This window comes from Larkinella sp., from assembly GCF_965227735.1.
GTDB lineage: Bacteria > Bacteroidota > Bacteroidia > Cytophagales > Spirosomataceae > Larkinella.
The window spans coordinates 4,274,526-4,290,002 of the sequence record NZ_OZ245776.1; the positions used below are offsets into that span (position 1 = coordinate 4,274,526).

Below are 15,477 nucleotides of genomic sequence, written 5' to 3' on the forward strand. Positions count from 1 at the left end.
TGAATCAAAAAAAATGGTGTGAAGAAAAAGAACGGTATTTTGTATACGCAGCGGTTTTGGCGGTTATACTGAAGCGGCTTTTTTCACCAGAACTTTCGTATCGATCCAGTCCAGAATAAAATCAGCGTCTTCCTGCCAGGTTGGGAGTCCCAGCACGTAGTGATTGCGGCCACTAAACAACTTGTAGTCAAGCACGGAACCATTGAATTCATAGGCTCTGAAATTGCGGATGTTCAGGTGAGCCGGGGCGATGTGGTCCAGATCGCCCGCCGTAAACAGCAGGGGCGCGTGTGGTTTGGCATAATCCACTTTGGAGACATTCGTCAGGGCACCCCGGGCAACGGTTTTCGATTCCGGAATGATGTATTTCTCGTACGAAGCCTGCTGTTCTTCGAGTGGCATGCCGTTGACAAAAGCATACTGCCAGTCTTCAAACGACATCAGATACGTTTCCTCCAGGTCGGTAAAGATGCCCAGCGATTTCCAGCCAGCTTTCAGAAACGAAAACTCGTAGGGAAATACACCCAGGGGCGGAATGGAGTGGATGGCGACACCAGCCGCAGCCAGATCCCGGTTCACCATAATCTGCGTCAGCATCCCGCCGTATGAATGCCCGATCACAATGGGTTTTTCGGGGAGTGCCTGGATGAAGTCCACGTAATGATCGACCAGTTCGCCCAGCGTTAGCAGCGCCAGTTGCTTGTCATTGGGCTGGCGGGCCCGGAGTTCAACGGCCGGGGCGTCTTTGTAAGGCCAGGGCGGTGCAAAGGTGGTGTAGCCTTTGCTTTCGAAATAGGTCCGCCATTCGTCCCAGCAGGTGTGGCTGACAAATGCGCCGGTGATGAACACGACGGTTTTGGAGTGAGAAGTTTTCATTTTTGTCTGGTTTTTAAGAAACGGTTGTTCAGAAGAGAACGGAACAAAGGTCGGCTCACCGTCCGGGAGATTACTGGTACGAATTGACGACAAAGCGGTAAGAATTGCGGAAAAAACTGGCAACAGGCGGTTTTTGCCGGTAATGATGCTAGGGGTGAATCAGAGACGTGATGACGTATTGGGTGGTCCAGGCTATCAAAAAAATCAGTAAGATCCACACCCAGCAGGGAACGTTTGACAGCGTTAGTTTTACCAAACGCCACAGGATAATGATGGCCAAAATCGTGATGAAAACGACTATGATCAGTGAAAACGCGATGGATTCGAGGACTCCCGGAAAGAGGAGTTCATCAAGGGGCTCCATAGTACCGGTACCGGCTGGATGCGGAAAAAGAAGGAGCGGAGAAGCGAAAGAAGGTTGTCATGATTCCGGGAACGTGTTGTCTGATAGTTCCGGGCAAAGGTCGGCTCCTTCTGCGGGAGAGGACCGGTAAAAATCAACGACAAAGCGGTAAGAATCACGGAAATGAACTTGGTTATTACACAGGGTTTATCAGAGAAAATCAGAGGTAATCAGAAAATTCTCTGATAAACCCTGCTTTCCTCTGATCAACTCTGTGTAATCATTTAAACTTTCTTCGCCGGATTACCGAACACCGTCGTCCCGGCTTCCACGTTTTCGATCACGACGGAACCGGCCCCGATCCGGGCGTTTTTGCCAATGGTGACGCCCGCAATAACCGTTACACCCGTACCAATGAAAGTACCTTCCTCAATGGTGACCGCCGAATTAATGGAACTGCCCGTTCCGATGTGGACAAAATCGCCAAGTTTGGCCTGCGACTCGATGACCGAACCCGACTGAATGATGCAATGCTGCCCTATTTCAGCAAACGGGTTGATGACGACCCGGGCCGCAATCAGATTCCCATGGCCGAGGGTGGCCGTAGCCGAGATGATGGCGGTATCGTGAATGGCATTGACGGGTTGAACGTGCCGCCGGTCGTTCAGCATTTTGACCAGTTTTTTCCGGACGCGGGTGTCGTCTACCGCCACAAACGCTTCACATTTATGGCCAATGAGCTTCAGAAAACCGTCGTCGTCGGTTTCGCCCAACACCGTCACATCCCCGAATTCTTTGCCGTGTAATTTTTTATCGTCATCCAGCAAACCGTAGACGACCACACCGTTGCGCTGAAAAATGTCCAACGCCGTGACGCCCAAACTGCCTGCTCCCAAAATGAGTACTGGATTTTCCATGTTGATCGAATTACATTAAGGTATTGTTAACAAACCGCATAACCGTCCGAAAAAGTTTGCAATCCGGTAAAATTGAGGAAATACCCGACTCATAATCAAACCGTATTTTCGGACATGAAACAAAACACTCATTTCCGAACGATCGTCATTTCGGATGTGCATTTGGGAACGAGCGGTTCGAAGGCAAAGGAAGTCACTGACTTTTTGAAGTACTACAGTTGTCAGAAATTAATTCTGAATGGCGACATCATCGACGGCTGGCAACTGCGCCGGGGGGGCGAGTGGAAAAAGAAACACACGGCGTTCTGGCGGGCCATTTTGAAGGCGATGGACCGGCACGACACCCGCGTGATCTACCTGCGCGGAAACCACGACGATTTTCTGGACCAGATCATGCCGTTACGGCTCGGCAAATTCTTTTCCATCCGGAAAGACTACGTCCTGAATTCCGGCGAAAAACGGTTTTACATTACCCACGGCGACGTTTTCGATACCATCACCACGCAGATGAAATGGCTGGCCTACCTGGGCGACATCGGCTACACGTTTCTGCTCTGGGTCAATAAATTTTACAACAATTACCGCGCCTGGCGGGGCCTTTCGTATTATTCGCTGTCGCAAAAGATCAAAAGCCGGGTGAAACAGGCGGTGAGTTACATCTCGGATTTCGAAGAAAAACTGACCGAACTAGCCAAAGCCCGAAATTGCGACGGCGTCATTTGCGGCCACATTCACCAACCGGCCATCCGCCAGTTCGACGACCTGATTTACATGAATTCCGGCGACTGGGTGGAATCGCTGAGCGCACTGGTCGAAGATCACGACGGCAACTGGAACCTCCTGTATTATAGCTCCGAACTCGAAAAAGCCGAGTCGCAACCCGCCCTGTACCAGGCCTGATTCATCATTTTCCGCATTTGATTTTCGCCAGCATCCGGTATTTTTCGCTAACTTCCGGTATTAGAAGCTCTGGCATATGAAAATTCTGCATACCGCAGACTGGCACTTAGGGAAACGACTGTATAAGCATGAACTCCGCGACGATCACGTCCGGTTTCTGGACTGGCTGGCCGAAACCGTCGAAAGTCGCGAGATCGATGTGTTGATCATTTCGGGGGATATTTTCGATACGACGAACCCCAACGACGGGTCGATGCAGTTGTATTACCAGTTTCTGACCCGGATGCTGCCGCTGGAACGCCGAATCATCATCACCGGCGGGAACCACGATTCTCCCAGTAAACTCAACGCCCCGCGCGAATTGCTCCGGCACCTCAATATTCACGTCATTGGCTGCACGACCGGCGATTGCATCGAAGAGGTAATTCGGCTAAAAACCGGCTCGACGGATTTGCTCGTGGCTGCCGTTCCCTATCTCCGCGACAGCGATTTGCGGCAATCCATTTCGGGGCAGACCTACGAAGAGCGCATCGACGCCGTGCGGATGGGCATCCGGAATCATTACGAACGTATTGTCGATCATTGCCAGACAGAATACCGCGATGTGCCGGTTCTGGCGATGGGCCATTTATACGTGAATGGTGCGACGGTTTCGCCCGAAAGCGAACGGGAGATTCATGCGGTGGGCGGGCAGGCGGCTTTTTCGTCCGAACATTTCCCGCCCGGTTTCGATTACGTGGCGCTGGGGCATATTCACGTTCCGCAGCAGATTGGCGGGATTGAAACCGTTCGCTACAGTGGCGCTCCGCTTCCACTGAGTTTTGCCGAACGCGATAACCGGCATCAGGTACTGGAATTGACCGTCGAAAACGGCAAAATCAAAACCATCGAATCCGTTCCGGTTCCGCATTTTCGCTCGTTGCGGCAGGTGGCCGGAGCCCTGGATGCGGTTCGGGAAACGCTGGAAAAACTGGAAGAAACCGACGCGCTGGCTACGATGGTGGAGATTCTGGTCGAGGAAGAAAACGAGAGCCTGACGGTTCGGCAGCATTTCGAGCAGTTGCAGCGCGATTACGCCGAAGCGCCGTTTCTGATTGCCAAATCCCGGTTGATTTTTCGCAATAAATTAAAAGGGTTAGACTCGCTTTACGTGGCCGACACGCAGTTGCAGGACCTTTCTTACCTCGATGTGTTTGGCCGTCGGCTGGATGCGTCGCAGGTGGAGGGCGACGAGCGGACGGCACTTCTGGAAGCGTATAAAGAATTGTATCGTTTGGTTACGGAACAAGCAGCCCATCCTGTACTCCTGCATGAAAATCCGACAAATTCGCTTTCGTAACATCAATTCCTTTTACGGCGAACACCCGCCGATTCAGTTTAACGAAGGGCTGCTGAACAGTACCGGCTTGTTCGTCATTGCCGGACCAACCGGAGCCGGAAAATCCACCTTGCTCGACGTCATCACGCTGGCGTTGTTTAACCGGGTGCCGCGGATTTCGGGCGGTATTTCCAACACCAGCATCATCGACGAAGGCATTCTGGTGAATCAGCAGGCGGCCCGGGAACCCGGAACGTTGGCTTATGCGGAGATTGAGTACGAAGTGGGCGGGAAAGCCTACCGTTCGCGCTGGTCGATCAAGAAAAACCGCAACGGCAACTGGAACAACTACGAAATGGAAATTGCCTTTCTCCCCGAAGGGCAAATGGAAGGTCAGTTGCTGCCAATCAAAGGCTTGAGTGAATTTCCGAAGAAGAACGAAGAACTCATTGGCCTGACCTACGACCAGTTTATCCGGTCTATCGTGCTGGCACAGGGCGCGTTCGACCAGTTTCTGAAGTCGCGGGCCGCTGAACGGAGCAAAATGCTGGAACGGATTACCGGCACCGAAATTTACCGGCAACTGGGCCAGCGCGCACACCAGGTCAATAGAACCTACGACGAACGAATCAGGGACAAACGGCAGGAAGTCGAGCTGATCAAAGTGCTGAACGACGAGCAGGTCGAGGAACTGAAAACCCGCCAGAAAGCGATCGGTAGTCGGCTGGATGACCTCGCCAAAGCGATTGTCTTTTACACGAACGAAGAAAAATTCCTGCGCCAGATTGCCGATGCCAACCAGCAGCTTGCGGTTTTGACCAGGCGGCAACAGGTGTCGGAAGAAAAGAAACAGGCCTTCGTGCCGGATGCCCTGCGGCTGCAACGCCACGAGCAGGTCGCCGATCTGGCCGCTCATTTCTCCGACATTACCAACGCCGAACGAAACCGAAAAACCGCCGAACAGGATCAGCAGGCGGCCCGGACGAATCTGCACGATCTGGAGAAACAGCAGACGGTTTTGATGGGTAAAGCGCAAACGCTGACGCAGAAAACCGGGCTGTCGGAACCGACCTTCGAACAAGCATTGAACGACTTTCGGGAAACCGTGCTGGATCTGACCAACCGGTACCAAACCGAACGCGATAAAGCCAAACCGGCGTTCAATTCGATTAAAAAAGAACTGGAAAGTACGAAACTGACATGGTTTAAGTCGCTCGATCTGCGGGATGTCGATCAGATGACAGAGTTAGTCAACGGGCGATTGCATGAGTTGAACGTTCAGTTGGTGCAGATTGAGCAGGATTATTCGTCTCTCACCCCGGCTTCGATTCAGGATGAATTAAATCGGCTGCTGGAACAGGACGGAAATCTGACCGAACTGCGGACGTTGCTCATTCAGCAACAGGAGCGGCTGCTCGACGGCACGACGCTGAACGGCAAAATCAATGACCACACCGCTTTTCTGAATGAACACCAAAAACCGTTGGGTCAGCTTTTGGCGGAGGTGGAAGTGCTTCAGCAGAAAATTGAGCAGTTGCAGAATACCAAACGACGCCTGGCCGAAGAAGCGGATCTGGAAGAACTTCGAAAAGCTTTGCAGGATGGCGAGCCCTGCCCGTTATGCGGTTCGGTAGATCATCCGTACACCCAGCATTACATCAACCAGACCGGCAAACTCGAGCTGGAATTGCGGCTGGCTACGAAGGATCTGGAGCATAAGAAAAAGGAATTTGATGCCTTACAGAGCAAATTGCTGAGAATACAGTCGGAACTGGAGCTGTATTCGGAACAGCGGAACGCACTGCGAAAAGCCTATTCTGAAAAACGGAACTTCATTTCAAACCGGTTGACTACGCTTGCGCTGGACCCCACGCTGTCGCCGGAACAGATCAAAGACGCCCAGCAGGAGATTCAGATTCAACGGAAAGAATTGAACCAGATTCAAACGCTCTGGGAGGAAGAAAGTCTGTTGCGACGGCTTTCAGACGACCTGGAAACCGTGCAGCAGAGTAAAACTCAGGCGGAATTGCTGAAAGCGCAAAAGGAACAGTTGTTTGTGGGCGATGATGTGCGGTTTCAGTGTGAACAGCTTGTCAATCAGTATTCGACTGTTCGGACGAAAATGAGTACGCAGCGGAGTCTGCTCGAAAAAGCCACCGCCACTTATGCCGATTCCGATAAAAACTACCAGACACTGACCACGGAATTACAGCCGGTTTTGGTGGAACGTGGTTTTGCCGACCTGACCGATGCCCGTGCCTGTTTGCTCGAAACGCCGAAAGTCCGGCAGTTGCAGGAACTGAAAACCGCGCTGGAAAAAGAAGCCGACGAGATTGTCCGGAAGCAACAGGAAGAAACCCTGAAACGCCGGGAAGCCGCCGAAGCCTGCCAAACCGACTTGCCACTGGATGAGGTGACGGCGAAACTACAGGCTACGAAGAAAGAAGAATCCGGCGAGCGGGAAAACATCGGGTATTACAAACGGCAACTGGAGGAAGACAAGGAGAAACGCCGGAAATTCAAGCAACTGACCAAAGACCTCGAAAAACTCGAAGCCGAAGCCCGGCCCTGGCGGGAGCTGGACCGACTGATTGGCAGTGCGAAAGGCGACGATTACAGCAAGTTTGCGCAGGGTCTGACGCTGGCGCAACTGATCGGTCTGGCAAATCGGCGTTTGAAAGAGCTGTCGGATCGGTATTTGTTGCTGAAACCGCGCGACGGGCAGGACGAACTCTACGTCGTGGATCTGTATCAGGGCAGCACCGAACGTTCGGTGTCCAGCCTGTCGGGGGGTGAAACGTTCACGCTCAGTCTGGCGCTGGCGTTGGGATTATCCGATCTGGCTTCCCAAAATGTTCAGATTGAAAGCTTATTTATCGATGAAGGCTTCGGAACGCTCGACCCGGATTCGCTCGACACCGCGGTGGCCATGCTGGAAAAACTGCAGCACGACAGCCAAAAAACCATCGGCATCATTTCCCACCGCCACGAGATCAAGGAGCGGATCAGTGTACAGATTCAGGTGGAAAAGGGAATGGATGGAAATAGTAAGATCAGTGTGATTGAACTTTGAAGGGTATGATTTTGCAGATTTAGGGGCAAAATTCTAGTCCTAACAAACTGTTTGAGTTGACCGGGGAGAGCCCTGGAAGGGCGGTCTGTCACTAGTCCACAGCTGATATCAACTCGTGGTAGCCCCGGAGGAGCGGCCTGAAGATGTTTTTAGACCGCTCCTCCGGAGCTACCACGAGTTGATATCAGCTGTGGACTAGTGACAGGACAGGCCTCCGGCCTTAATTCAAATAACTTCTAAGATTTTAGAAATCATACTCTTCAAAGTCTACTGTTGCTGCTGATGCACCTGCGTCAGTTTCACGGCCATATCTTCAGAGATACCGACGCTTGAGAAACCGCCATCGTGCAGCAGATTTTGCATGGTCACCATGCGGGTCAGGTCGCTGAAGAGCGTGATGACGTAGTTGGCACAATCTTCGGCGGTGGCGTTGCCCAGTGGTGACATGATCCCGGCATATTCGTAGAAAACGTCGAAACCGCCGACACCGGAACCGGCTGTAGTCATCGTCGGTGATTGCGAGACGGTATTGACCCGAACGTTTTTCAGTTTACCGTAGCGGTAGCCGTAACCCCGGGCAATGGATTCGAGCACGGCTTTGGCATCGGCCATGTCGGTATAGAACGGGAACGTCCGCTGGGCAGCAATGTAGCTCAGGGCGACAAAGGAACCCCACTCGTTGATGGCGTCCAGTTTTTCGGCGGTCTGCATCATTTTATGAAACGACAGGGCCGAAACGTCGAGGCTTTTCTGGTACCAGTCGTAGTTCAGATCGCCGTACGGTTTGTTCTTGCGGATGTTGGGGCTCATGCCGATGGAGTGCAGCACGAAGTCGATTTTGCCGCCCAACACGTCCATCGATTTGGTATACAGGTTTTCAATGTCCTCCAAAGACGTTGCGTCGGCGGGGATGATTTCGGCTTCACACTGGTCCGCCAATTGTTTGATCGCACCCATTCGCATGGCTATCGGTGCGTTGGAAAGCGTGAACGTTGCGCCTTCTTCTTTCGCTTTCAGTGCTACTTTCCAGGCAATGGATTTTTCATCCAATGCTCCGGTGATGATTCCTCGCTTGCCTTTCAATAATCCGTAAGCCATGAATTTGAGTTGCTTTGTTGGGTGATCGTGTCGATTCAGAAGGGGGCAAAGTAACTACTTTTTTTGCTGGAATGCCAACACCGGCGGTTGCACCGGGCCGGGGTTGCGGATCAATATTCCTTGATGTCCATGCGGATGCGCCATTCTTTGGGCAGGTAATTATTCACCCGGTTGCCCACGCCTTTCAGCCAGCCCAGATTCAATCCATTGTAGCGGGCCAGCAGCCAGCCCTTCACCGGTTCGCTCAGAACCAGGTTTTCTTTTTTGAAATACCGCAGTGCATCTTCCTTTGATAGTTCGATTCCAGGGAGGTTTTCGGCCAGGGCGGTACTGAGCGCGAGCGCGTGCGACGGAATGAAATCATCGCCTTTGAACGTGCCCATTTCCAGGCCAAATCCTTTGTTGTGGAGGGCCGCATCCAGCACGCGGAGGTCGGCCGAGAGGGTTTCCGGGATCGCAAAAACGTCCTCATTCGGTTTTACATAAAACGAAAACGCGTCGGGATTTTTCAGAAAGGTTTTCAAAATTTTCTCCTGCCAGTTGCGAACCGGTTTGAGCGACCGAAACGACCGCGGAACGTTCATTTCCGGGCTGGACCGTTGTTTCTTTTTAAACACACTCAGGAAAAACCCTTCGCCGGTCACCCGGTGCGGATAACATTGGTACCCGGCGGTTTGGTCCAGCGTTTTCTCGGCAATTCCCCAGGATTCGGGCAACTGGAGCGGTATGTTTTCAAAACCGTGCTGGCTGAGCCAGGCGGCATTTTGCCCGTTTTCTTCGTCATTATACGTACACGTACTATAAAGAAGCAGTCCGTCGTCGCACAGCAGGGGCGTGGCCGCCGTCAGAATCCGCTGCTGGCGGGCGGCACAGAACACAACGCTGTCGGGCGACCATTCGAGCATGGCTTCCGGGTCTTTCCGAAACAATCCTTCGCCCGAACAGGGCGCATCGACCAGCACGACATCGAAAAAACCGTTCAGCGACTTGAAATCTTCCGGATCGTGGTTGCTAATGACCACATTCGGGAAACCCCACTTTTCCAGATTTTCTTTCAAAACCGGTATCCGGCTGCGAATGACTTCATTACAGACCAGCAAACTGTCGGCGTTTAGCAGGGATGCGAGCAGGGTACTCTTGCCACCGGGCGCGGCACACAGATCCAGCACCCGCAGCGGGCGTTTCAACCGGGCCGTCTGGCGCAGGGCTTCCGCCACCAGCATCGACGACGCTTCCTGGACGTAAAACGCACCGGCCTGAAACAAGGGGTCGAGCGTAAAAACCGGTCGCTCCGGCAAGTAGAAGCCTTCGGAACACCACAAAACCGGTTGCAGATCGGCCGTTGTCAACGCCATCTTCTGTGGATTTACCCGGATGCTGATGGGGGGCGATTGTTGCAGAGACGCCAGAAAAGCCGGGTAATCGGTACCCAATTGTTGCTCCATTTGGTGCCGGAATTGGGCGGGTAAAGGGATGTCACTCATCGGACAAATATATAATTTTTCTGAGTTGTTCGATTACAACAGAACGGCCATTGAATAGGAATTCAGTTTGGTGTAAAGGTAATGTTACCAATATTAATTATTTGGTTAACAATTAGTTAACTTCTGATCGGTATGCTTTTCTATGGGTATTAATTCATTTTGCAAAATATTTTGGCTTGGATTAGTGCCTTATTACTTGTTGACAAAACAAAATTTTGTAGTAATTTCACTTTACGAAATTAGTAATTAGCTAATTAGTGCATTGCTTCATTAACCTAACTAAGAACATGTTGAAACGTTTACTCATTGCCTCATTGTGCCTATTGGGTACAGTGGGCATCTCCTTTGCGCAAACCCGTACGGTTTCGGGCAAAGTGACCTCCGCCGAAGACACTTCTCCACTTCCCGGCGTAAACATTGTCGTCAAAGGCACCTCCCGCGGAGCTACTTCCAATGCCAACGGCGAATACACCCTCAGCGTGCCTGACAATGCCGGAACCTTAACGTTTTCGTTTATTGGATTTAAAACGACGGACGTTTCCATTGGAAATCGCTCGACGGTCGATCTGGCGTTGCAACCCGATGCGTCGACGCTCCAGGAAATTGTGGTGACGGCCCTCGGTATTTCGCGGGACAAAAAAGCCCTCAATTATGCCGTTCAGGAACTGAAACAGGAAAAACTGAACATTGCCCGCGACCAGAACGTGGCCAACGCCCTGGCCGGCAAAATTGCGGGTGTACAGGTGTTGGGCCAGTCGGCGGCTAAGTTTGGCAGCCCCAGCATCCGGGTTCGGGGGGTCAACTCGCTGACGGGCGGTGATCCGCTGTATGTGGTAGATGGAACGCCCACCGATGTGAGCCAGGTCAACATGGACGATGTCGAAACGCTGTCGGTGCTGAAAGGTCCTTCCGCAACGGCTTTGTACGGAAACCGGGCTTCGGCCGGGGTTATCGTCATTACGACCAAACGCGCCAAAGCGGGCGAAACCCGGCTGGACATCAACCACAGCACCACCATCGATATGGTGGGTCTGCTGCCCAAATACCAGAACGAATACGGTGGCGGTTATTCGCAGGACTGGGAAACGTTTGAATATGATCCGGCCTTGCATCCGGCTGCCTGGTCAGCGTTCAACGGGCAGAGAATCCTGGATTATTCGGCCGATGAAAGCTGGGGGCCACGCATCGACAACTCTCCGCACCGCTCGGCGGCATCCTGGCAGCAGGGACCCGGTTTCGGACAGTTGACGCCGTATTCAGCGAACCCCAACAACGTGCGCGATTTCTTCGCCAAACCGATCAGCAACAACACCAACATCGCCTTTTCGCGCGGAACGGAAGCGTTCCAAAGCCGGATTTCGTACACGCACATCATCAACAACGGGATTGTTCCGAATTCGTCGCAAACCCGCGATTTTGTCAGTGCCAAAAACACGATCAAATTTGGCAGCAAACTGTCGGCCAACCTGAATGTCAATTATACGGCGTTCAAAACGAATAACTTACCGGCTGACCGTTATGGATCTTCGGGCGGTACGACACCGTCGAACAGCCCAATCGGTATTTCGAACGCTACCCTGAACGGGTATAACCAGACGATCGGTTCATTTAACCAGTGGTTTCAGCGCCAACTCAGCATCGACGACCTCAGAAACTACAAGAATCCGGATGGTACGTTCCGGAGCTGGAACATTGGCAGCCCCACCGACCCACGTCCGAAATACTGGGATAGTCCGTATACGCAGGTGTATGAAAATACGAACACCAACCGGAGCGACAGGCTGTTCGGAGACATTGGGTTGACGTATGAATTTACGCCTTTCCTGAAAGCATCGGCCACCGTCCGGCGCGACCAGAACTACTTTACGCAGGAATCGCGCGTGGCGCAGGGAACGCTGAACGCCGGTGGTTTGGGTGCCTACTCGACCCTGGGTGCCAGTGCCCGCGAAAACAACTACGAATTTCTGGCCAGTTACAACCAGGAATTTGCCAACCTGTCGGTGGTCGCCAATGCCGGGGGAAACATCCGCTACAACCGCATCGATGGCCAGTTCCAGGCCACGGTAGGGGGGCTTTCGGCACCGAATTTCTACAACATTGCCGCTTCCATCGACCGGCCTTTGTCAAACAACTACCTGTACGAACGGCAGGTCAACAGTGTGTTTGGAAACGTGAGCATCGGTTACAAAGATTTTGTTTTTGTAGAAGCTTCGATCCGGAACGACTGGTCGTCGACCCTGCCGAAAGCCAACAACTCGTATCTGTATCCGTCGGTGTCGGCCGGTTTGGTGTTCTCGGAGTTGCTTCCGCAGAACAGCATTCTGTCGTACGGTAAAATCCGGGCCGGTTATGCCCAGGTTGGTACGGACGTTGGGCCTTACCAGACGGCTCTGGCGTATAATTCCGGTGTGCCGTATTCGAGTAATGCAACCCTGTTTTTGCCATCGCTTTTGCCAAATTCCAACCTGCAACCGGGTCTGTCGTCGTCCTATGAAGGCGGTATCGACCTGCGTTTCCTGAACAACCGGCTGGGTTTTGAATTTACGGCTTATCGCAACGATAACAAAAACCAGATTATTCCGGTACCGGTTACGCCGACCAGCGGGTATACCAATGCCGTTATCAACGCCGGTCTGATTCAAACCAGCGGTCTGGAGTTGCACATCAACGCGACGCCGGTCCGGTCGGCGTCCGGGTTCACCTGGGAGTTTGACATCAACCTGGACCGCAACCGCTCGAAGGTCGTTGAACTGCGGGAAGGTTTGACCAACTACCAGATCGACGGCCCCCAATGGCGGACGTTGACCCTCAACGCCCGCGAAGGCGAAGACTGGGGTCTGCTGGTAGGACAGGGGATCAAGAAGGATGCCAACGGCAACAAGCTGGTCTACGGCAGTGGTGCCAACGCCGGTTTATACATCAAGGAAGAGAACGTGCCGCTGGGTTCCGTTCTGCCGAAGTTCAAAGGTGGATTCCTGAATACCTTTACGTATAAAGGGCTGTCGTTGCGGGTCAATGCCGACTTCATTGCCGGGGGTAAATTCTTCTCGACCACGAAAATGTTCAACAACTATTCGGGTCTGGGTGCCGAAACCGCTGGTCTGAACGAGTTGGGCAAACCCATTCGTGATGCGGTAGCGGATGGCGGTGGTGTGCTGCTGGAAGGTGTAACGGAAGATGGTCAGCCGAACACAACGCGGGTCGATGCCCAGAACCTGTATGAAAACTGGCTGTTTGCGCTGAACGAATACTGGATTTACGATAAATCCTACATCAAACTGCGCGAGGTCGCCGTAGGGTACAATTTCCCGAAAAGCATGCTGGGTAAATTTATCAAATCGGCCAACATTTCGCTGATTGCCCGCAATCCCTTGCTGATTTACAGCGCGATTGGTGGCGGCATCGATATTTCTGAATCGGAGACCCTGTGGTATGAAGGCGGTCAGTTGCCGCCCGTTCGCTCGTTCGGTGTTAACCTGCGCCTGGGTCTTTAATCAACACTTCAAAAACAGACATCATGAAACTTTATAAATCCATTCTTTTTGCCGGGTTGATGCTGACGACAGTCGCCTGCAGCGATTTCGAAGAAATGAACGTCAACCCCAACAGTCCGCTGTTGCCCAACACCTCCAGTTTGTTTACGGGGGCCATTCGAACCGTCGGAACGATGAACAGCCAGGTGGGGCCGGCGGGGTTCAACATCACGCCGGCTCTGTATGTGCAGCAGTTTGGCGATGTAACGTACATCGAGGATTCCCGGTATAAGACGATCAACTTCAGCTACAACGGGTTGTATGCCGGGCCGCTGGTCAACCTGCAGGCCATCATCGACCAGAACACCAACGAGGCTACCCGCGCCAGCGTGGCGACGTACGGGTCGAACAACAACCAGATTGCCATTGCCCGGATTCTGAAGGCGTATATCTATCAGTGGATGACTGATCGCTGGGGCGACATTCCGTATTCACAGGCGTTGAAAGGCGATCAGAATTTCTCACCGGCTTTCGACAAGCAGCAGGATATTTACACCGATCTGTTTAAGGAATACAAGGAAGCTGCGGCCCAGTTTGACGCAGGAACAACTGTAAAGGGTGATATTTTGCTCAGTGGAAATGCCACCCGCTGGAAAAAGTTTGCCGCGACACAACGGATGCTGGCTGCGCTGCAGTTGTCAAAAGTGGACCCCACGAAAGGGAAAGCCGAATTTACGGCTGCTGTGGCTGATGGTGTTCTGGCGTCGAATGCGGATAACGTCCGGTATACGTTCCTGTCAGATGCTAACAACGAGAATCCGTTGTATACCAACTATGTCCGGAGCAACCGGAAAGATTTCGCGGTGAGCAACACGTTTGTGGATTATCTGAAGAAAGTGAGCGATCCGCGTCTGCCTTATCTGGCGGCTCCCAACCAGCGGGGTGAATACGTAGGGGTTCCCTATGCGGTTTTCCCGGCTACCGGCCCGGCACAGAACTTCTCACTGGCGGGAACGGCGGTTGCTGGAAATACCGCACCGGCCAACATCATGACCTATGCTGAGGTTCTGTTTGCGCAGGCCGAAGCGGCCAAGTTGGGCTGGACCACGGGCAACGCCAAAACCCTTTATGAATCGGCCATCAAGGCTTCGCTGCAACAATGGATGGGCACTGCCTATACGGATGCTGCTTATACGACCTACATCGCTCAGCCGGATGTGGCTTATACGGACGCAAAAGGCATTGAGCAAATTGCTACCCAGCGCTGGATTGCGTTGTTCAACCAGGGTACATCGGCCTGGAACTCCTGGCGCCGGACGGGCTTCCCGGTGCTGAAACCGGCGGCTTCACCCCTCAATGGCGGCACGGCCATTCCCCGTCGCCTGGCCTATCCGGTTTCGACCGAAGGAACGCTGAACACGGCCAACTACAATGCCGTGATCGCCAGCCAGGGCGCCGACGATCCGTATACGCGTATCTGGTGGGACAAGCCTTGAGCCAACGGATGTAGGTCGGATTCGTACCTTCTTAAAACCTCCTCTTTGCTACGGCAGGGAGGAGGTTTTTGTTTATAAAAGGAAAGCGGGGCAACGCCTGGAGCGTGTAAAGATTAAAACCGCATTAAATTTTACAATAAAGTCATATGGAGGAACAAAATATGGGAATGTGGCAGTATTGAAGATAGTATATTTTGTATATTGGCCGTTATTATTCATTAACCTACGCTAAAAACATGAAGAAAAGTTTACTACTTGATCCGCCGTATCCCTCCGGTACGGTGGCCGAATCTCCTCCACAACAGAAATCCCGGCCGGAAGAAATGATTTCCGGAGAAGCGGGTTCACTACGTTTCGATCCTGCCATCGGGCCATTCCACTCACCGTTTGCCAGCAGTGCTGGTCAGCAGCGTAGTTAAAAATTTACACCCCTTATCTCAGCGTATCGTACAGTACCGGTAGTTGCGTAAATCCTGAAAACCAGGTCGTCAGATGTATG

General features: G+C 52.6%; 10 protein-coding genes. 6 read left to right on the forward strand and 4 right to left on the reverse strand.

Annotated elements, in window-relative coordinates; genetic code table 11:
- Window positions 1-63 precede the first annotated feature (63 nt).
- Complete coding sequence (locus ACO064_RS16775) at window positions 64-876, reverse strand: alpha/beta hydrolase (RefSeq protein WP_421828409.1); 813 nt, start codon at window positions 874-876, stop codon at window positions 64-66.
- Between the two features lie 627 nt (window positions 877-1,503).
- Window positions 1,504-2,136, reverse strand: a complete 633-nt coding sequence (locus tag ACO064_RS16780) for an acetyltransferase (protein ID WP_421828410.1) — start codon at window positions 2,134-2,136, stop codon at window positions 1,504-1,506.
- A gap of 114 nt (window positions 2,137-2,250) precedes the next feature.
- Here ACO064_RS16780 and ACO064_RS16785 point away from each other — a divergent pair, with 114 nt between their 5' ends.
- The 3 genes from ACO064_RS16785 to ACO064_RS16795 all read left to right on the forward strand — a co-directional run bounded on the left by ACO064_RS16785 (window position 2,251) and on the right by ACO064_RS16795 (window position 7,427).
- Window positions 2,251-3,036 carry a UDP-2,3-diacylglucosamine diphosphatase gene (locus ACO064_RS16785; protein WP_114404556.1) on the forward strand — a complete coding sequence of 262 codons (786 nt, stop codon included), beginning with the start codon at window positions 2,251-2,253 and terminating at the stop codon, window positions 3,034-3,036.
- A 76-nt stretch (window positions 3,037-3,112) separates the two neighbouring features.
- Window positions 3,113-4,375, forward strand: coding sequence for an exonuclease subunit SbcD (gene sbcD, locus ACO064_RS16790; RefSeq protein WP_421828411.1), 1,263 nt, complete (start codon window positions 3,113-3,115; stop codon window positions 4,373-4,375).
- Window positions 4,347-7,427 carry an AAA family ATPase gene (locus tag ACO064_RS16795; RefSeq protein WP_421828412.1) on the forward strand — a complete coding sequence of 1,027 codons (3,081 nt, stop codon included), beginning with the start codon at window positions 4,347-4,349 and terminating at the stop codon, window positions 7,425-7,427. The genes sbcD and ACO064_RS16795 overlap by 29 nt, the downstream gene beginning before the upstream one ends.
- Window positions 7,428-7,694: 267 nt before the next feature.
- On the opposite strand, the gene ACO064_RS16800 is transcribed toward ACO064_RS16795, so the two are convergent.
- On the reverse strand, window positions 7,695-8,525 hold the full coding sequence (locus ACO064_RS16800; protein WP_421828413.1) for an enoyl-ACP reductase FabI: 831 nt from the start codon (window positions 8,523-8,525) through the stop codon (window positions 7,695-7,697).
- A 110-nt stretch (window positions 8,526-8,635) separates the two neighbouring features.
- A complete protein-coding gene (locus ACO064_RS16805) occupies window positions 8,636-10,009 on the reverse strand; it encodes a methyltransferase RsmF C-terminal domain-like protein (RefSeq protein ID WP_421828414.1) in 1,374 nt (457 codons plus the stop codon).
- Between the two features lie 287 nt (window positions 10,010-10,296).
- Between ACO064_RS16805 and ACO064_RS16810 the strand changes: the two genes are divergently transcribed.
- From ACO064_RS16810 to ACO064_RS16820, 3 genes are all read left to right on the forward strand, one after another.
- A complete protein-coding gene (locus tag ACO064_RS16810; RefSeq protein WP_421828415.1) occupies window positions 10,297-13,503 on the forward strand; it encodes a SusC/RagA family TonB-linked outer membrane protein in 3,207 nt (1,068 codons plus the stop codon).
- Between the two features lie 23 nt (window positions 13,504-13,526).
- Window positions 13,527-14,978: a SusD/RagB family nutrient-binding outer membrane lipoprotein gene (locus tag ACO064_RS16815; RefSeq protein WP_421828416.1), complete on the forward strand. Its 1,452-nt coding sequence runs from the start codon at window positions 13,527-13,529 to the stop codon at window positions 14,976-14,978.
- 236 nt (window positions 14,979-15,214) lie between these two features.
- Complete coding sequence (locus tag ACO064_RS16820) at window positions 15,215-15,397, forward strand: hypothetical protein (protein WP_421828417.1); 183 nt, start codon at window positions 15,215-15,217, stop codon at window positions 15,395-15,397.
- Window positions 15,398-15,477: the final 80 nt, after the last annotated feature.